This is a genomic window from Crossiella sp. NPDC003009 (assembly GCF_053591555.1).
On record NZ_JBSFUA010000009.1, the window covers coordinates 1 to 17,534 of the forward strand.

The window sequence follows — 17,534 nt, forward strand, 5'->3', positions numbered from 1 at the left end:
GCTGGGGTGGGGGGGTGGGGTGGGTCTGGTGTGGGGTCGGGTGTTTGTTGGTTGTGGGGGGGGGGCGGGGCGCGCGGCGCCGCCCCCCCCCCCCCCCCCCCGCCGGGCCTGCCGGGTGGCAGGCGATTGGTGGTGGGTGGGTCAGGCCTGGGCTGGGATCAGCCGGCCGTCATCCGTCGGATCTCTAGGTAACTTATGGGTGGTTTTACTGGGAGTTGGCCGCCAGGACCTGGGTGGGTGGCGGCGACTGGGTTTGGTGCCACGGCCTATTGGGGTTGTGGGAGCGTTTGTCACCGTGGGTACGAGTGTTGTTTGTCATTGTTCTGCCGCTTGGGTGAGTGGGGTGCGGAGAACGGTGGTGAGTATTGCGGACCGGAGATTGCATGATGGTGTGCCTGGCAATCGGTTGCCCGCCTCGAAAGGATCTGTGTGGCGGGTGGCGCTCGGTTCTCATATTTCTGTCAATACGACGACCGGGTGATACCCGGCGGCGGAATCAGAAACGGAAGAGCGGACCCTTTTCCAGGTACAGCACGCAATCGTTGGGGAACGTTTCCTGATAGCTGATGGCGCGTCCGTTCCAGACGCCGCGGGCGGTGACCGTGATCGGTGCGTAGATCAGGTAACACGGCTCCTCGCGGCCGGTGTCCACGCGGCGGGGGTCGCCGCCCGCTTTCTTCAGCTCGCGGCAGGACCAGGTGGGCTTGGGGTGACTGCCACCGATGGGGTCGCAGGTCAGCGTGCTGGAGCGGGCGTCCCTGGTGGGAGCCTCGCCTGGGTTGACGGTCAGCACCAGCCAGCTTGCAGCTCGCGGAGCCGCCGTGGTGGCGGCCGCGGTCGGCGCGGCGGCCACGGCAAGGGGCAGCAGGGTCGCTGCCAGCCCGAGTGCCAACGGCAGAAGTCGCTTGCGAGACATTGTTCGCCTTTCAAGGAATGAGTCCGTTTGTGGCGACCTGTTCCGGCCACCATGATGAATACGAATACAGCCATTGCGGCGCACGGTGACTGTGGTCACATGACTGCCGGGTAACACGCATTCCTGTCCCACGAATGGCGGTACGCAGCAGGCCCGGAACATACGAAGCTTGTCCCTGAAAGCAACGAAGCTTGCCAACGCGCCGGTTCTGCGGTGTCATCAGGGTGTAACGCACTCTGGATGACCGCCCTCATGGCCGGGCCGCGCCTCGAAAGGAAACACCGGTGATTACCCCAGGATCTACCGGGTTGATTTCTGACGGGGCGAAGGGGCAGTTGGTGAAGGACAAAGGTGGTTTGGATGGTGAGACGTCTGCCGTGGCGACGCGGCAGAACTTCTGGCGGGAGTGCCTGCGGCTGCGGCCATCGCTGATCCGGGTGGCCCGGCGGCAAGGGGTGAGCCCCGCCGAGGCGGAGGACGTGGTGCACGACGCGTTCCTTCGTGCCGCTCAGTACACGCAGCTCGACCCCGGAAGGCTGATGCCCTTCCTGGTCGCGGTGGTCAAACGCCTGTGCGTGGACGAGTTGCGGCGGCGGGCATCAGCACAGCAAGTGTGCACCCACCCCAGACTTTTGCCCATGCAGGTGATCGATCCCGCCGATGTGGTGACGGATCGCCATGAGGCTCGCTGGTTGCTGGCCAGGTGTGGGAAATTGAGTCAGCGCGAATGGCTCGTCCTGCTGTGGCTTGATCAGGGACTTCCACATGAGGAGATCTCTCGTCTGCTCGGTACCACCCGCAGGGCGACCGAGTGCATCGCGAGCAGGGCGCGATGCCGGGTTCGCCGGTGGATGGCTCGTCGGCTCCGCTCAGCAGGGGAGCGAGCCGGCTACTAAATAGGGACCCCGGTGCGGTGTGCAGGGCACCGCACCGGGGACCCGATACGACGAAGGCGCCGCCTCACCTTTCGGTGGGGCGGCGCCTTCGTCGTTCAGCGTTGCGGCCCTGCTCGCTCCGCGGGGGAGCGGCGAGGTCAGATCTTGTTGGCGCGCAGCGCGAGGGCCGACTTCTTGTTCGCGGCCTGGTTGGCGTGGATCACGCCCTTGCTCGCGGCCTTGTCCAGCTTGCGGTTGGCCACGCGGAGCAGCTCAAGCGCCTTGTCCTTGTCCCCGGCCTCGGCGGCCTCGCGGAACTTGCGGACGGCGGTCTTGACCTCCGACTTGACGGACTTGTTGCGCAGGCGCGCCTTCTCGTTGGTCAGGATGCGCTTCATCTGCGACTTGATGTTGGCCATGGTGCTACCTCGGTCTCATCTGATCGGAAGTCGTGCCGCGCTTGATGGCGCTGCCAGACGTGCGCAGCCTTCCTCCAGGGCGGAAATGCCGCACGGCACGGCTGGAGATGCTAGCAGCCGTGCCGTGCGGACTCCCAATCGAGGCAGGTCAAGCCGGGGTTCAGCGCAGGGTCAGCGGCGTGGTCTTGCCGCCTGCCTCCACCAGGTACCCGCCCTTGGGCACCTCGCGACGGCCCGCGCCGTCCACATCGCCCATGGTCAGCGCCAGCTGGTCGGTGTCGAAGGTCACCTCCACCGACTTCTGCTCACCGGGGTTCAGGGTGACCTTGGTGAACCCGACCAGGCGCCGCTCCGGCACCTGCACCACGCTCACCGGCTGCTGGACGTAGACCGGCACGATCTCGGTGCCCGCCCTGGACCCGGTGTTGCGCACGGTGACCGAGACCTTCACGTTGTCCCTGGCCTTGACGATGCCCGGCGCGGCAGGCGCGCCGATCTCGAAGCTGGTGTACGACAGGCCGAAGCCGAACGGGTAGGCCGGGTCGTACTGCGAGCTGACGCCCGCGTTGGCGCCCGGCAGCTGGTCGTAGGACATCGGCTGGTCGCCGACAGTCTTGGGCCAGGACACCGGCAGCTTGCCGCTGGGGTTGGCCTTGCCGAAGAGCACGTCGGCCACCGCGTGCCCGCCCTCGGTGCCCGGCAGCCAGCCGGAGAGCAGCGCGTCCGCGTCAGCCACCGACCCCAGCACCCGGCCCCGGCCGGTCAGCAGCACCACCACGACCGGCTTGCCGGTCGCCTGCACCGCGTCCACCAGCTGCTGCTGCGCGGGGCTCAGCGAGGGGTCCTCGGTGTCGGCGGTGCCCTCCGCGCCCTCCTTCTCACCCAGCACGACCACGACCGCGTCCGCCGTCTTCGCCTCCGCGACCGCGGTGGCCTGGTCCTGGGCGTGGCTGATCTCGGTCTGCGGCGCGGCGGCCTTCAGGCCCTCCAGCACCGTGGTGGTCTCCGGGAACGGGCCGTTCGGCGGCACGCCCTGCCACTCCACGGTCCAGCCGCCGAGTTGACGGCGCGCGTCGTCCGCGGTGTCGCCGGTGACCACCAGCTTCTTGGCCGAACTCGACAGCGGCAGCGTGGACTTCTCGTTGCGCAGCAGCACCATCGACTCGGTCGCGGCCTTGCGGGAGAGGTCGGCCCCGTTGCCGCGCACCGCCTGCTCCGCCTTGGCCGGGTCCACGAACGGCTTCTCGAACAGCCCCAGCTCGAACTTCAGCTTGAGGATCCGCCGCACCGCCTCGTCGATCCGGCGCTGGCTGACCCGCCCGTCGCGGACCACGGTGACCAGGCCCTGGGTGAAAGCCTGCGCGTCGGACGGCTCCATCGCCATGTCCACGCCCGCGTTCACCGACATGGCGATCGCGCTCGGGTAGTCCGCCGCGACCTTGTGGTGGGTGACCAGCTTCTTCATGTCCTCCCAGTCGCTGACCGCGACGCCCTGGAAGCCCATCCGCTCCCGCAGCTGCTCCACCAGCATGTACCGCGAGGCGTGCACCGGGATGCCGTTGATCGCACCCGAGTTGATCATCACCGTCTTCACGCCGGCGTCGAACTGCGCCTGGAACGGCGGCAGCACGGAGTCCTGCAGCTGGCGCACCGGGATGAACGCGTTGGCCCGGTCGTGCCCGTTGAACGGCTGGGAGTACCCGGCGAAGTGCTTGGCCGTCGCGGTCAGCTGCGCGGTGTCCGAGGCCGGGGTCTGCATGCCCTTGACCGCCGCGGCGGCCAGCGAACCGGCCAGGAACGGGTCCTCGCTGTAGGCCTCGTAGTAGCGGCCCCACCGGGTGTCCCGCGCGAGGTCGGAGACCGGGGCGAAGTTCCAGAACACACCGGTGGCGCGCATCGCCTCGCCGGTGGCCTTGCCCGCCTGCTGGATCAGCTCCGGGTTCCAGGTCGCGCCGAGGCCGATCTGGTGCGGGAACATCACCGCGGCTGGCAGGTTGCTGTGCCCGTGCACGCCGTCGGCGCCGTAGATGATCGGGATCCGCAGCCGCTGGTGCTCCAGCGCGTACTTCTGGATCGCGTTGGTCATCTCCGCCCACGCCTTGGGGCTGGGGTCGGGCGCCGGGTTGTCGCCGCCGCCGGAGAGGATCGAGCCGACCTTGGCATCGCTGAGCACGGCCTTCATGCAGGACTCGACCAGCGGGCCCGGCCCGTAGTCGCAGTTGCCGCGCAGCTTGCCGAGGCGGATCTGGGCCATCTGCCCGACCTTCTCCTCCAGCGTCATCCGCCGGAGCAGGTCGCTGACCCGCCGCTCCACCGGGGCGGCGGCGTCCAGGTAGACCGCGTGACCGCGATCCTCACCCGGTTCCTGGGCCGTGCTGGCGTGGGCGGAGCCGAGCATCAAGGCCGCGACGGCCGTTAACGCGAGGGTGGGACGTGTCCGCAGCACAAAGCCTCCATTGGCGTGGGACGGTGTCAGAGAATGACCCTGATGCCCGGTTGCGGCCACGTCCATCGACTGAACGGCGGAATGTGGGAGCGCTTTCATACAGATGAAGTACAGCCATTATTTTGGCTTGAATTAAGCCTGCGGGCTCAGCCGCAGGGCCGGTAGCGCGGATCGGCCAGGCCGCCGCGGCCGAGGGCGTTCAGCACCCACTTGATGGTGGCCGAGGAGTGCGGGATGTAGAGGTGCTCGCTCAGGTTGGCCGGGCAGGCGTCCTGCAGCACCACGTTGGTCACCCGGTTCGCCGGACCGGCCAGGTGCTGGCTGGCGAAGGGGGTGACCACCTCGTCGTAGCGGGTGGTGATCGTCGTGTACTTCACCGCGCCCGTCAGGTCGCCGCCCTCGTTGAGCCGCCGGATGAAGGCCGAGTTCGCCGCCTGGTCGCCGCAGGCCGGGCAGAAGGTGGCGCCGAGCAGCTTGGCCAGCGGCTGGGTGGTGCCGTGGTTGGACGGCGCGATCCCGATGAGCGCGTTGACCTTCGCCGCGCCGCCGAGGAACTTCAGGTAGTACCGGGGCATCATCCCGCCCTGGCTGTACCCGACGATGTCCACAGTGGACCAGCCGCTGCTCGCCCTGACCTGGTCCACGTAACGGGCCAGCTCGGCTGCGGAGTCCGCGACCGGGTTCAGTCCGCCGTTGCCGTAGTCCAGCGTGTAGCTGCAGTAGCCGGTGCGGGCCAGCTCCGGTGCGAGGTTGCCCCAGCTCCAGCCGGACTTCTTGAACGTGCCGTGCAGCAGCACCACCGGCCGCTTGGTGGACTGGCAGCCCGCGACGTCCGCCAACGATTGCGCCGGCGCGGCGGTAGCCGCCAGCGGGAGTCCGAGCAGCGCGAACAGCGCGGTGACCAGCAGGGCGAGCGTCCGGCGCATGGATTCCTCCGTTATTACCTGGCGGTAACCTAGGAGAACCCAATGTAAGCTGCGTCACAGCGGTGGTCACTCCGCTGAACGGTCGCCCTGCTGATCTTCCGTTTGGTCCTCCGCGGGGGCGGGCTTGCGCGGGCGGCCCCGCTTGGCCGGTTTCCCGGCCTCGCTGGGCATCCGCCCCTGTTCGCTCAGCGCCCGGCGCAACAGGAACTCGATCTGCGCGTTGACACTGCGCAGCTCGTCCCCGGCCCACCTGGTCAGCGCGTCGTGCACGGCCGGGTCCAGGCGGAGCAGGAAGCTCTTGCGTTCAGCCACGACGGCGTTCCGCTAGTGGTACAGCGAACCCGCGTTGACGACCGGCTGGGTCGCACGATCCCCGCACAGCACCACCAGGAGGTTGCTCACCATCGCCGCCTTCCGCTCCTCGTCCAGTTCCACCACGTTGTGCTCGGCCAGCCGGTCCAGGGCCAGCTCGACCATGCCGACCGCGCCCTCCACGATCCGCTGCCGGGCCGCGACCATCGCGCTGGCCTGCTGCCGCTGCAACATCGCGTGCGCGATCTCCGGAGCGTAGGCCAGGTGCGTGATCCGGGACTCGATCACGTGCACGCCGGCGGAGGTGATCCGGGCCGAGATCTCCGCGCTGAGCTTCTCGGTGATCTCATCGGCGTTCTCGCGCAGGGACAGGCCGGTCTCGCCGTGGTTGTCGTAGGCGTAGCTGGTGGCGATGTGCCGCACCGCGGTCTCGGTCTGGATGCCGACGAAGCCGACGAAGTTGTCCACGTCGAAGACGGCCTTCGCGGTGTCCTCGACCTGCCACACCACCACGGCGGCGATCTCGATCGGATTGCCCTCGGCGTCGTTGACCTTGAGCACCGCGGACTCGTGGTTGCGGATCCTGGTCGACACGGCGGTCCGCTGGGTGAACGGGTTCACCCAGCTCAGGCCGTCCTGGCGGAGCGTGCCGCTGTACCGGCCGAGGAACTGCAGCACCCGCGCCTCGCCCGGCGAGACCATGATCAACCCGCGGGCCAGGGTGAGCACGAGTACCAGCAGCACCGAGCTGACCACGAGCAGCCAGACCTGGTAGGCGAACACGCCCAGCGCGATCCCGCCGAGCGAGCCGAGGCCCAGCAGCAGGCCGACGAGGGCGGACGGGACCCCCGGCAGGGTGAAGGGCACCCGTTCCCGGACGCCCGCGACGGGCGGTTTGACAAGCGTCGACGTAGTCATCTCTGGTCCACTCTCCCCTGGGCGCCGCTCTTCCGCGGTGCCTAGCAAAGTGATATCACTTAAATGCGGAACCGGCAACGCGCCGGCCGGAAGGGGGAAACGGTGGAGACCGAGGGACCGGCGCTGCGGCTGTCCGGGTTGTGCAAGCGGTTCGGCGAGACGGTCGCGGTGGACCACGTGGACCTCGCGGTGCCGCGCGGCTCCTTCTTCGGGCTGGTCGGGCCGAACGGGGCGGGCAAGACCACCTCGCTGTCCATGGCGGTGGGCCTGCTGCGGCCGGACGCGGGCACCGCGCGGATCTTCGGCGTGGAGGTCTGGGAGGACCCGGTGCGCGCCAAGGCGCTGGTCGGCGTGCTGCCGGACGGGCTGTCCCTGCCCGAGCGGCTCACCGGCCGGGAACTGTTGACCTACATGGGACTGCTGCGCGGCCTTGACGAGGCCACCGTCGCGGCCAGGGTGGCCGAACTGCTCGGCGTGCTGGAGCTCACCGGAGCCGAGCGCACCCTGGTGGTGGACTACTCGGCAGGCATGCGCAAGAAGATCGCGCTGGCCACCGCGCTGCTGCACGGGCCGCGGCTGCTGGTGCTGGACGAGCCGTTCGAGGCGGTGGACCCGGTCTCGGCCAGCACCATCCGGGTCATCCTGCAGCGCTTCGTGGCCGCCGGTGGCGCGGTGGTGCTCTCCAGCCACGTGATGGACCTGGTGGAACGGCTCTGCGACCACGTCGCGGTGATCGCCGGGGGCCGGGTGGTCGCCGCCGGTCCGCTGGCGCAGGTGCGCGGCGAGGGCAGCCTGGAGGAGCGGTTCGTGCACCTGGTCGGCGGGCGCACCGGCGGCGGGGAGGGGCTGTCGTGGTTGGCGTCCTGATCCGGATGAAGCTGCGCCTGCTCAGCCACTGGCTGCGCGGCGGCGCGCGGGCCGCGACGCTCATCGGCGGCGCGGTGGTCGGGCTGGTCGGGGCCGGGATGTCGGTGTTCCTGATGAACATCGACCGGCTGGGCGCGCCAGTGCCCGGCTACGACCTGACCGCGGGGCTGTTCGCGGTGTGGACGCTCGGCTGGGTGATCGGGCCGGTGTTCGTGGCCGGCAGCGACGAAACCCTGCAACCCGAACACTTCCGGCTGCTGCCGGTGAGCTCGCGCAAGCTGGCTGCCGGGCTGCTGGTCGCCGCCGCGGTGGGCGTGCCCGCGGTGGTCAGCCTGCTGGCCTTCGGCGGGCTGGTGCTGCGCGCCACCGCGGACGGGGTGGCGCCGGTGGTGGTCGCGATCGTCGGCGCGCTGTTGCAGCTGGCGGTGGTGATCACGTTGTCCCGCGTGGTGATCGGCGCGCTCGGCGATGTGCTGCGCTCGCGTCGCGGGCAGGACCTGGGGGTGCTGCTCGCGGCGTGCGTCGGTCTGCTGGTGCTGCCGTTCCAGTACCTGATGAACTCGGTGTCCGCCGGGCTGGTGCTGGGTTTCCCGCCGGAGCTGGGCGAGTTCCTGCGCTGGCTGCCCACGGGCTGGGCGCCGGTCGCGGTCGCCGCCGCGGCCAGGGGGGAGTGGGCCACGGTGGCCGCGGCGCTGATCGGGCTGGTGCTGCTGATCGTGTTGCTGGCGCAGTGGTGGGCGATCCTGTTGCGCCGCAGGATGACCAGGCCCAGCGCGGGACTGCGCGGCGCGGACGTGCGGGCCGGCGGTGGTGCGCTGGAACGGTTCCTGCCCGCCGGGCCGGTGGGCGCGGTGGCCGCCAAGGAGGTGCGCACCTGGTGGCGCGACCCTCGGCGGCGGGCGGTGTTGTTGCCCGCCTTGGTGATCGGGCTGGTGCTGCCACTGGTGATCTCCGGCTTCAACCCGGTGGCCGCGGCGCTCGCCCCGGCGGGCGGGCTGCTGGTGGTGGCCTTCGGCGCGCTCAACGCGGGCAACCTGTACGGCTTCGACGGCACCGCGCTGTGGCACACCCTGGTGCAGCCCTCGGCCGCCCGCGCCGACATCCGGGGCAGGCAGCTCGGCTGGCTGGTCTACGTGGCGCCGGTGTCCCTGCTCGCGGTGCTGGTGCTGCCGGGGGTGACCGGGCGGCCGGAGACCTATCCGTACGTGCTCGCGTTGCTGCCCGCGCTGCTCGGCGGCGGAGCCGGGCTGCTGGTGATCCTGTCGGTGTTCGCGCCGTTCCCGGTGCCCGCCCAGCGCGGGAACCCGTTCGCCGGCAGCGGGAACCCCGGCTGCGCCAAGGCCCTGCTGCAACTGGTGATCGGGCTGCTGCTGGTGCTCGCCGCGCTGCCGCCGGGGTTGCTGCTGCTCGGCGGCTACCTCACCGGGAACGCGGTGCTGACCTGGCTGGCGCTGCCGGTGGGCATCGGGTCGGGCGTGCTGTTCGGCTGGTGGTGGGGGATGCTCGCGGCCCGGCGGCTGAGCGAGCGCGGACCCGAGCTGCTCGCCGCCGTCCGAACTTGACGCGTAGGAGATTTCCTACCTATTCTCCTTCTCATGGATGTGTTCGCTGCGTTGGCCAACCCGACCCGCCGGGAGCTCTTGGGGTTGCTCCTGACCGGGCCGCGGCCGGTGCAGTCCCTCGCGGAGCATTTCGACATGAGCCGCCCGAGCGTCTCCGAGCACCTGCGCGTGCTCAAGGACGCGGGGCTGGTCGCGGAGGCCAGGCGCGGCCGGGAACGGCACTACCAGCTCGAACCCGAGCCCCTGCAGGAGCTTCGGGACTGGCTCACACCGTACGAGCGGTTCTGGCGGGAGCGGTTGTCCGCGCTGTCCGACCTGCTCGACGAGGAGGAAGACGAATGACCACCGAGTTCACCACCGTCAAGGCGGACCAGTTCCTGGCCCACCCGCCGGCCAAGGTCTGGCGGGCGCTCACCGACCCGGCCAGGCTGGCCCGCTGGCTGATGCCCAACGACTTCCAGCCCGTGGTCGGCCACCGCTTCACCTTCAACCGCGGCGAACCGCTGCCCGCGGTCCGCACCGACGGCATCGCGCACTGCGAGGTGCTGGAGATCCAGCCGGAACGCCTGCTGCGCATCAGCTTCAACGACAGCAGTCCGGACAACGGCATGCACACCACCATCACCTGGACCCTGACACCCGAGGGCCGCGGCACCCGGCTGTTCCTGGTGCACGACGGCTTTGACCCGGACAACGAGTTCCAGCAGTTGTCCCGCAAGTTCATGGCGAGCGGCTGGAGCTCCGGTGTGGCCGCCGCGCTGGCGAAGTTACTGGACGAGGAAACCGGCTAGGGCGGTCAGCGGGCCTCGCTGTCGATCTTCAGCCCGCCGCCGGACCGGGTCACCCGCACCGTGCGCTGCTCGGTCTTCGAGCCGTAGATGACGGTGAGCGTGACGTCCACCGCCACGTCCTGGGTCTTCTTGGCGGTCGCCTTCTGGCTGTACACCTGCTTGTACTGCGACCAGTACTCGTTGAACCCGGACTCGCCGCCCATCAGCGCCTTGGCGTTGTCGGTCAGCATGGCGAAGGCCTGGGTGCGCTCGCCTGCCCTGCCCGCCGCGCTGTAGTAGTCGACGACGTACTGCCCGGCCTCGCGGAAGCCGATCGGGGCCGAGTCGTCCGCCGGCGTCGGCTTGTCCACCGGTGAGGAGGACGTGGGGGCGGCGGCGGAGCTGGTCGGCTGGTTGCCCGCGTTGCTCTTGGGCACCTCGCGGGTCGCGAGGTAGTAGCTGACGCCGCCGACGACCAGCGCCAGGACGGCCAGCATGCCGATCACCAGGCCGCGCTTGGACTTCTTGCGCGGCGGCCGGTTCGGGTCGCGGACGTAGGCCGCGGGCCGGGGATCGGCCATGGTCGGGGTCGGTGTCGCGGCCGGCCGGTTCAGGTGTTGCTGGGTCGGCGGGCGGTACGGCGGCGGCGGTGTGTTGCCGCCGAGCACCTGGGTGGCCGGCGCGGGCCGCAGCGGCGTGGGCTGCGCGTTGGCCAGGTTCGGATCGTTGGCGAGGGAGGTGAGAGTGGCGGCGGCCTGGGACATGCTGGGCCGGTCGGACGGCTCCTCGCGGAGCAGGCTCATGAGCACCGCGGTCATCGGGCCCGCCTGCCGGGGTGGCTCGACCTTGCCCGCGGCGACCAGGTGCAGCAGCGCCAGCGGGTTCGGGTTGTTGCCGAAGGGCGGCCTGCCCTCGATCGCGGTGTAGAGCGTCGCGCCGAGGGAGAAGACGTCCGAGGGCGGCGCCGGGTCGTGACCCTTGGCGATCTCCGGGGACAGGTAGGCCGGGGTGCCCGCCATCATGCCGGTCTGGGTGACGGTGACGTCGCCCGCGGCCCTGGAGATGCCGAAGTCGGTGATCTTGGCGATGCCGGAGTCGCTGACCAGGATGTTGGCCGGCTTGATGTCCCGGTGCACGATCCCGGCCTGGTGCGCGGCGGCCAGCGCGCCAGCCACCTGGCCGCCGATCGCGGCGACCTCGCGGATCGGCAGCGTGCCGCGCTCGTCCAGCAGGTCGGCCAGGCTGCGCGAGCGCAGGAACTCCATGACCAGGCAGGGGTCCCCGTGGTGCTGCACCACGTCGAAGATGGTGATCGCGTTGGGGTGGGACAGCCGGGCGGCGATCCGCGCCTCCCGCATCGCCCTGCGCCGCGCGTCCAAGGTCTGTTCCTCGGACTGGCCCGGCTGTAGGAGCAGCTGCTTGATGGCGACGGGGCGCTGGAGGCGCTCGTCGTACGCCTGCCACACCGCGCCCATGCCGCCGCTGCCGATGTGCTCGACCAGCCGGTAGTTCCCGGCGATCACCTGGCCCCTGTCGATGGCCGATCGCTCCTCGTCCTGATGAGTGGTGACGGCCCCTCGCCGTCTGCCAGACGCGTCCACCCTAATTGACGCGCCGGAGCGGGTTGGTGAGCGTTAGGTTGGCGAAAATAGTGCCTTAGGACTCGTTGGCGTTACGCCGAACAGAGCATTCCTGGCAACTTTCGGGCGCAGCCAGCGCGGCACCGGTCACGTTCAGTGCTGATGAGGGGTTCACGGCGTTCGTGCCGGTCGCCGCTTTCGCCGCAGCCCAGGGGCGCGCTGGACCGGCGCCCAGCGACGCGGACGGCGCGGGGCCGGGGTTCGGCGAGGCTGGATGCCTGGTCAGGGGGTTGCGGGCGGTTGGGCGCGGCTCGGGCGAGGTAACGATCTGGTGTGCGTGGTCTTGGTCACTCCGCGGCTGATGTGGCCGGGCCGGGGCGGCGGCAGGCTGCGCCAGCGGAGCTCGCCCGACGGCAGCCCGCGCTACCCGAATCCGCCCGGCGGCAGCCCGCGCCACCAGAACGCGCCCGATCCCAGCCTGAGCCACCCGGACCCGCCCGCGCGGTGCACCGCGCGCGACAGGAGCCGCCGCGCGCGGTGCGGTCGTGCTGGAGCGGTGACGGCGCCGGTCAGCGGTGGAGCAGGCGGCGCAGGGCGTCGTGGAGTTGGTGGTGGGGGTTGGCGCCGGTGTCGGTGCGCCAGGCGAGGTAGCCGTCTGGGCGGAGCAGGACCGCGCCTTCGGGGAGGGTGTAGCGGGCTGGCCACTGGTTTTCCGGGTCGAGCAGGTCGGTGCCGATGCGGTGTGCGGTGATCGGGACGTTGAGGTCTGCGGCGACTTCCTTGGCGGCTTGCGACCATGCCTCGCCGTCGGGGCCGGTGAGGAGGGTGAAGCCGGTGCTGGGGAGGTCGTGCAGGGCGATGCGGGCGCCGTCGCGGTCCAGCCACAGGTGCGGGGCGCGGTGGCCGGGAGTGGCCGGTGGCAGGTGGTTGTCGGCGAAGGGGGTGTCGAAGGGCTGGCCCAGGATGGCGGGGGAGGTGTAGCGCTGGCCGAACAACCAGCGCAGGTCGTCCTTGGCCTCCTGCTCCGGGTTGGAGCTGGTGCGGTGGGCCTGGCGGGCGACCGTGATGTCCATGAACGCCTGGGCCAGGGGGCGGCGTTCCGGTTCGTAGCTGTCCAGCAGGGCGGGACCGGCCCAGCCCTTGAGCACCGCGGCCAGCTTCCAGGCCAGGTTGTGCGCGTCCTGGACGCCGGTGTTCGCGCCGTAGGCGCCGGCCGGGGGCCACACGTGCGCGCTGTCCCCGGCCAGGAACACCCGGCCCTGGCGGAAACGCTCGGCCACGCCGATGAACTGCTGCCACGGGGTCACGTCGACGATCTTGAGCGGGATGTCCGCGCGACCCAGCAGGGTGTGCACCATGGCGGTCAGCCGTTCCGGGGTGAACCCGGCCGGGTCCTGGGTGGCCGCGTCGTAGCTGAAGGCGGCCGCCCAGCGGTTGGGGCTCGCGGTGGTGGTCAGGAAGGCCGGTGGGGCCTCCGGGTTGACCACGAACCACAGGATGGCGCGTTCGGGGATCAGCTCGGACAGGTCGGCGTCGAAGAGCACGCCGAGGTAGTCGCCCGCCACCCCCGGGCCGTCGCGGTGGATGCCCAGCTGGCCGCGGACCGTGCTGCGGTTGCCGTCCGCGCCGATCAGGTAGTCCGCGTGGATCCGCCGTTCCACGCCGGTGGTCCGGTCCTTGGTCACCGCGTGCACGCCGTCGGCGGTCTCGGTGAAGGACAACAGTTCGGTGCTGAACCGCTGGTCCGCGCCGCGGGCGCGGGCGGCCTCGATCAGCACCGGCTCCACCGAGCTCTGGTCGGCCAGGCACAGCGTGCCCGCGCTCAGTCCGTCGTAGCTCACCGCCGTGCCGCCGCGAAACAGCCAGTGCCACTCGCCCGCGATGGACTGGCAGTGCACCCCGCCTTCGTCCCGCTCGAACGGTTTGCCCGCCTCGTACACCGCGTCCGCGATGCCGAAGGCGCGGTAGATCTCCATGGTCCGCACGTTGATCCCGCGCGCCCTGCCCTGCGGCGACGGGCCGGAGTGCTTGTCCACCAGGATCGAGTCGATCCCGTGGGAGGACAGGAAAAGCGAGGCGGTCAGGCCGGCCAGGCCACCACCGGTGATGAGCACCGGCGTCCGTTCCTCGTTGCTGCTCATGACGATTCCCCCTCGTCGGGTGCTGAGATGAAGTTCGCGCCGATCTCGCGCAGCCAGTCCTCGCTCCAGGTGATCCGGCCGTCGGCCAGCTCGGCGACCGTGGCCCGGCACCAGTCGAGCTGGGCGCCCAGGGTGGCCCGCTGGTACTCCTCCTCCAGCAGGAACAGCCGGGGCAGGCCACCGGCCGATGCCTCCGCCACCACCGTGTCGATCTCCTGGACCGCCTCGGCGAGCTTGGCCGCGCGCACCTCCAGCAGCGCGCGGATCTCCGCCGGCTCCAGCAGCGGCATGAAGGCCACCGCGGCCGGGAACTCCGGGAACTCGTTGCCGGTGGCCGTGAACATCTCGCGCAGCCAGGTGCGAGCCGTCTCCAGCCCGTGCGGGCCGATCTCGTAGACGGTGCGCTCCGGCCGGTTGTCGGCGCGTTCGGTCTCCTTGACCTTGATCAGTCCGGCCTTCAGCAGGCGCTCGATCGTCTGGTAGACGCTGGCCCGTTGCCGGACGTTGACAACCCGGTCCTTGCCGCGCTCCTTGATCAGCTGCTGCATCCGGTACGCGTGCAGCGGAGCCTCGATGACCAAGCACAACACGGTCAGCGCGAGCGGAGAACGACGAATCGGGGCTGTCATAGTCATAAACGTACTAGTTAGATAATGACTATGACAACCCCGAGATGGCGTCAGGGGAGGGCGGCTACCGGTTCTCGGGGCGGCAGGCGGTCAGCTCGTAACTGGGACCGAGCAGGCCACGGCGGTCGTTGAGCCGCAGCAGCACCCTGGCGAACCCGGCGCACTCCACGTCCAGCCGCAGCGTGGCCGGGCTGCCATCGAGCAGCATCCGGTGCGTGGACATGATCAACCGGCCGCCCGGCCGCAGCACCCGGTACAGCTCGGCCAGCGCCCTGGTCCGGTCCCGCCACAGGTGCACCGTGTTCACCGTCAGCAGCACGTCCACGCTGGCCTCCGGCTGCCCGGTGTCCTCGGCGTCGCCCCGGTGCAGCCGCACGTGTCCGGTCCTGGCCTGTTCGGCGCAGCGCTGCCGGCACTGGCGCAGCATCTCCTCGGCCGGGTCGACCCCGATCACCCGCCCGGCCGCGGCCACCCTGGCCGCCTCGGCCAGCCCGACACCCGGTCCTGGGCCGAGCACGAGCACCGTGTCGGTGGGCCGTAAACCCGCCTCGGCCACCAGCTCCCGCTCGGTGGCGGCGCCGGCGCGCGCCATGATCGCGCCACCGATCCGGCCGGCGAGGCCGCGGGGATGCCCGAACGCGGAGTCCACGATCCGCGGGAAGGAAGTAGCCATGACTCCAGAACAGCTCGCATCCTCGCTGTTCGCATCGGGGTCATCCCTGAAATTCCTTCGCACGGCGGCAGCGCGCGGCTCGCCGCGCAATGCCGCGGCCGATTCCCGCCGGATCCCGGAGGCGCCCCTTGGTTGGCTGGGCCGGTGACCGACGCCGCGCTGATCCTGGACCGCTTCTACGCCGCCGAGCTGGCCTACCTGGCCGGGGAGAGCGGCTTCGAGCCGGTTGCCGAGTTCCTCGACCCGGACATCGTGCTGTACCAGGCCGAGGGCCTGCCCTACGGCGGGCAGTGGCGCGGACCGGAGGGACTCGCCCGGTTCATGGCGGTGATGGCGCGGACCTGGGCGTCGTTCGAGATCCTGGCCCAGGAACGGTTGGCCGACGGGGACCGGGTGGTCGTGCTCAGCCAGGTCAGGGCACGTGGCCGGGCCACCGGGGCCGAGCTGGAGTTCCCGATCCTGCAGTTCATCCGGCTGCGGGAGGGGCGGCTGGCCGAGGTCAGGCCGTTCTACTGGGACACCGCCGCGGTAGCCGCGGCGTGCACCGGCCACTAGGTCCGCGTGCGGTGTCGAGACGCAGATCACCGGGACTTGTGCGGGGCACTCCCTCCGGCATGGGACGATAGGTCGTCACCCGTCCGTTTCAGCGAGGGAATCAGTGGCCACGTTCGCCGACACGACCTTCACGCCGCCGGAGCGCATCCGGAACTTCTGCATCATCGCCCACATCGACCACGGCAAGTCCACGCTGGCCGACCGGGTGTTGCAGCTCACCGGCGTCGTCGACGACCGTTCCATGCGCGCCCAGTACCTGGACCGGATGGACATCGAGCGCGAGCGCGGCATCACCATCAAGGCGCAGAACGTGCGCCTGCCGTGGGTGCACGAGGGCACGGAGTACGTGCTGCACCTGATCGACACCCCGGGGCACGTCGACTTCACCTACGAGGTCTCCCGTGCGCTGGAGGCGTGTGAGGGCGCGATCCTGCTGGTCGACGCGGCGCAGGGGATCGAGGCGCAGACGCTGGCCAACCTGTACCTGGCCATGGAGAACAACCTCACGGTCATCCCGGTGCTGAACAAGATCGACCTGCCCGCCGCGGACCCGGACCGCTACGCCGCGGAGATCGCGCACATCATCGGTTGCGAGGCCGACGAGGTGCTGCGGGTCTCGGCCAAGACCGGCGTCGGCATCAAGGAGCTGCTGGACAAGGTCGTGCGGACCATTCCGGCCCCGGTCGGCGACTCCGACGCCCCGGCCCGCGCGATGATCTTCGACTCGGTCTACGACATCTACCGCGGCGTGGTCACCTACATCCGCGTGGTGGACGGCAAGATCACCCCGCGCGAGCGGATCCGGATGATGTCCACCAACGCCACCCACGAGCTGCTGGAAGTGGGCATCATCTCGCCCGAGCCCAAGGTCTCGGTCGGCCTCGGCGTCGGCGAGGTGGGCTACCTGATCACCGGCGTGAAGGACGTCCGCCAGTCCAAGGTCGGCGACACCATCACCTCCGAGCGCAAGGGCGCCACCGAGGCGCTCTCGGGCTACCGCGAGCCGCAGCCGATGGTCTACGCCGGGCTCTACCCGCTGGACGGCTCGGACTACCCGGACCTGCGCGAGGCGCTGGACAAGCTGCGGCTCAACGACGCCGCGCTGACCTACGAGCCGGAGACCTCCGCCGCGCTCGGCTTCGGCTTCCGCTGCGGCTTCCTCGGCCTGCTGCACCTGGAGATCACCCGCGACCGGCTGGAGCGCGAGTTCGGCCTTGAGCTGATCTCCACCGCGCCCAACGTGGTCAACCGGGTGGTGATGGAGGACGGCACCGAGCACGTCGTGACCAACCCCTCCGACTGGCCGGGCGGCAAGATCAGCGAGATCTACGAGCCGATCACCAAGTGCACGGTGATCGCGCCCTCGGAGTTCGTCGGCACGATCATGGAGCTGTGCCAGGCCAGGCGCGGTCAGCTCGGCGGCATGGACTACATCTCCGAGACCAGGGTCGAGCTGCGCTACACCATGCCGCTGGCCGAGATCATCTACGACTTCTTCGACTCGCTGAAGTCCCGCACCCGCGGCTACGCCTCCCTCGACTACGAGGAGGCGGGCCAGCAGGCCTCCGACCTGGTCAAGGTGGACATCCTGCTGCAGGGCGAGCCGGTGGACGCCTTCAGCGCGATCGTGCACAAGGACGCCGCCTACGCCTACGGCACCCGGATGGCCAGCAAGCTGCGCGAGCTGATCCCCCGGCAGCAGTTCGAGGTGCCGATCCAGGCCGCGGTCGGGTCCAGGGTGATCGCCCGCGAGACCATCCGCGCGATCCGCAAGGACGTGCTGGCCAAGTGCTACGGCGGTGACATCACCCGTAAGCGCAAGCTGCTGGAGAAGCAGAAGGAAGGCAAGAAGCGGATGAAGATGGTCGGCCGCGTCGAGGTGCCCCAGGAGGCGTTCGTGGCCGCGCTGTCCACCGACGAGGCCGGGGACAAGAAGAAGAAGTAG

At 70.2% G+C, this 17,534-nt stretch carries 17 protein-coding genes; 7 read left to right on the top strand and 10 right to left on the bottom strand.

Annotation, left to right across the window (positions count from 1 at the left end; translation table 11 throughout):
* Nucleotides 1-496: 496 nt before the first annotated feature.
* Nucleotides 497-892: an SSI family serine proteinase inhibitor gene (locus ACWDY5_RS12365; protein ID WP_449722307.1), complete on the bottom strand. Its 396-nt coding sequence runs from the start codon at nucleotides 890-892 to the stop codon at nucleotides 497-499.
* Between the two features lie 308 nt (nucleotides 893-1,200).
* On the opposite strand from ACWDY5_RS12365, the gene ACWDY5_RS12370 reads away from it, so the two are divergent.
* Nucleotides 1,201-1,812 (top strand): RNA polymerase sigma factor, encoded by a 612-nt coding sequence (locus ACWDY5_RS12370; protein ID WP_449722308.1) that lies wholly within the window; start codon nucleotides 1,201-1,203, stop codon nucleotides 1,810-1,812.
* 137 nt (nucleotides 1,813-1,949) lie between these two features.
* On the opposite strand, the gene rpsT is transcribed toward ACWDY5_RS12370, so the two are convergent.
* The 5 genes from rpsT to ACWDY5_RS12395 form a co-directional block, all read right to left on the bottom strand.
* Nucleotides 1,950-2,210, bottom strand: a complete 261-nt coding sequence (rpsT, locus tag ACWDY5_RS12375; protein WP_185002186.1) for a 30S ribosomal protein S20 — start codon at nucleotides 2,208-2,210, stop codon at nucleotides 1,950-1,952.
* Between the two features lie 160 nt (nucleotides 2,211-2,370).
* Nucleotides 2,371-4,656, bottom strand: coding sequence for a glycoside hydrolase family 3 N-terminal domain-containing protein (locus ACWDY5_RS12380; RefSeq protein WP_449722309.1), 2,286 nt, complete (start codon nucleotides 4,654-4,656; stop codon nucleotides 2,371-2,373).
* A gap of 146 nt (nucleotides 4,657-4,802) precedes the next feature.
* On the bottom strand, nucleotides 4,803-5,582 hold the full coding sequence (locus ACWDY5_RS12385) for an esterase/lipase family protein (protein ID WP_449722310.1): 780 nt from the start codon (nucleotides 5,580-5,582) through the stop codon (nucleotides 4,803-4,805).
* A gap of 66 nt (nucleotides 5,583-5,648) precedes the next feature.
* On the bottom strand, nucleotides 5,649-5,894 hold the full coding sequence (locus ACWDY5_RS12390) for a hypothetical protein (protein ID WP_252486379.1): 246 nt from the start codon (nucleotides 5,892-5,894) through the stop codon (nucleotides 5,649-5,651).
* 12 nt (nucleotides 5,895-5,906) lie between these two features.
* Nucleotides 5,907-6,812, bottom strand: coding sequence for an SPFH domain-containing protein (locus ACWDY5_RS12395; RefSeq protein ID WP_449722311.1), 906 nt, complete (start codon nucleotides 6,810-6,812; stop codon nucleotides 5,907-5,909).
* A gap of 102 nt (nucleotides 6,813-6,914) precedes the next feature.
* Between ACWDY5_RS12395 and ACWDY5_RS12400 the strand changes: the two genes are divergently transcribed.
* Genes ACWDY5_RS12400 through ACWDY5_RS12415 form a run of 4 tightly spaced genes read left to right on the top strand, consistent with a single transcriptional unit; the run spans nucleotide 6,915 to nucleotide 10,032 of the window.
* The gene (locus ACWDY5_RS12400; RefSeq protein WP_449722312.1) at nucleotides 6,915-7,679 is read left to right on the top strand and encodes an ABC transporter ATP-binding protein; all 765 of its coding nucleotides are present in this window, start codon (nucleotides 6,915-6,917) and stop codon (nucleotides 7,677-7,679) included.
* Complete coding sequence (locus ACWDY5_RS12405) at nucleotides 7,664-9,241, top strand: hypothetical protein (protein WP_449722313.1); 1,578 nt, start codon at nucleotides 7,664-7,666, stop codon at nucleotides 9,239-9,241. The genes ACWDY5_RS12400 and ACWDY5_RS12405 overlap by 16 nt, the downstream gene beginning before the upstream one ends.
* Nucleotides 9,242-9,274: 33 nt before the next feature.
* Complete coding sequence (locus tag ACWDY5_RS12410) at nucleotides 9,275-9,583, top strand: ArsR/SmtB family transcription factor (RefSeq protein WP_252486375.1); 309 nt, start codon at nucleotides 9,275-9,277, stop codon at nucleotides 9,581-9,583.
* Entirely contained in the window at nucleotides 9,580-10,032 is a 453-nt protein-coding gene (locus ACWDY5_RS12415) for an SRPBCC family protein (protein ID WP_449722314.1), read from the top strand. Before ACWDY5_RS12410 ends, ACWDY5_RS12415 begins: the two co-directional genes overlap by 4 nt.
* A gap of 5 nt (nucleotides 10,033-10,037) precedes the next feature.
* Here the strand turns inward: ACWDY5_RS12415 and ACWDY5_RS12420 are convergent, their stop codons facing one another.
* The 4 genes from ACWDY5_RS12420 to ACWDY5_RS12435 form a co-directional block, all read right to left on the bottom strand.
* Nucleotides 10,038-11,534, bottom strand: a complete 1,497-nt coding sequence (locus tag ACWDY5_RS12420) for a serine/threonine-protein kinase (protein ID WP_449722315.1) — start codon at nucleotides 11,532-11,534, stop codon at nucleotides 10,038-10,040.
* 626 nt (nucleotides 11,535-12,160) lie between these two features.
* Nucleotides 12,161-13,732, bottom strand: a complete 1,572-nt coding sequence (locus tag ACWDY5_RS12425) for an FAD-dependent monooxygenase (protein WP_449722316.1) — start codon at nucleotides 13,730-13,732, stop codon at nucleotides 12,161-12,163.
* A complete protein-coding gene (locus ACWDY5_RS12430; RefSeq protein WP_449722317.1) occupies nucleotides 13,729-14,361 on the bottom strand; it encodes a PadR family transcriptional regulator in 633 nt (210 codons plus the stop codon). Before ACWDY5_RS12430 ends, ACWDY5_RS12425 begins: the two co-directional genes overlap by 4 nt.
* A 64-nt stretch (nucleotides 14,362-14,425) precedes the next feature.
* Entirely contained in the window at nucleotides 14,426-15,034 is a 609-nt protein-coding gene (locus ACWDY5_RS12435) for a class I SAM-dependent methyltransferase (RefSeq protein ID WP_449722318.1), read from the bottom strand.
* A gap of 144 nt (nucleotides 15,035-15,178) precedes the next feature.
* Here ACWDY5_RS12435 and ACWDY5_RS12440 point away from each other — a divergent pair, with 144 nt between their 5' ends.
* Nucleotides 15,179-15,589, top strand: coding sequence for a nuclear transport factor 2 family protein (locus ACWDY5_RS12440; protein WP_449722319.1), 411 nt, complete (start codon nucleotides 15,179-15,181; stop codon nucleotides 15,587-15,589).
* A gap of 103 nt (nucleotides 15,590-15,692) precedes the next feature.
* Entirely contained in the window at nucleotides 15,693-17,534 is a 1,842-nt protein-coding gene (gene lepA, locus ACWDY5_RS12445) for a translation elongation factor 4 (RefSeq protein WP_449722320.1), read from the top strand.

What these genes read in the sequence shown, in the direction of transcription:
- ACWDY5_RS12415 (WP_449722314.1), top strand. Translation starts at nt 9,580, where the DNA reads ATGACCACCGAGTTCACCACCGTCAAGGCGGACCAGTTCCTGGCCCAC.
- rpsT (WP_185002186.1), bottom strand. Translation starts at nt 2,210, where the DNA reads ATGGCCAACATCAAGTCGCAGATGAAGCGCATCCTGACCAACGAGAAG.
- ACWDY5_RS12385 (WP_449722310.1), bottom strand. Translation starts at nt 5,582, where the DNA reads ATGCGCCGGACGCTCGCCCTGCTGGTCACCGCGCTGTTCGCGCTGCTC.
- ACWDY5_RS12395 (WP_449722311.1), bottom strand. Translation starts at nt 6,812, where the DNA reads ATGACTACGTCGACGCTTGTCAAACCGCCCGTCGCGGGCGTCCGGGAA.
- ACWDY5_RS12425 (WP_449722316.1), bottom strand. Translation starts at nt 13,732, where the DNA reads ATGAGCAGCAACGAGGAACGGACGCCGGTGCTCATCACCGGTGGTGGC.
- ACWDY5_RS12430 (WP_449722317.1), bottom strand. Translation starts at nt 14,361, where the DNA reads ATGACAGCCCCGATTCGTCGTTCTCCGCTCGCGCTGACCGTGTTGTGC.
- ACWDY5_RS12435 (WP_449722318.1), bottom strand. Translation starts at nt 15,034, where the DNA reads ATGGCTACTTCCTTCCCGCGGATCGTGGACTCCGCGTTCGGGCATCCC.
- ACWDY5_RS12410 (WP_252486375.1), top strand. Translation starts at nt 9,275, where the DNA reads ATGGATGTGTTCGCTGCGTTGGCCAACCCGACCCGCCGGGAGCTCTTG.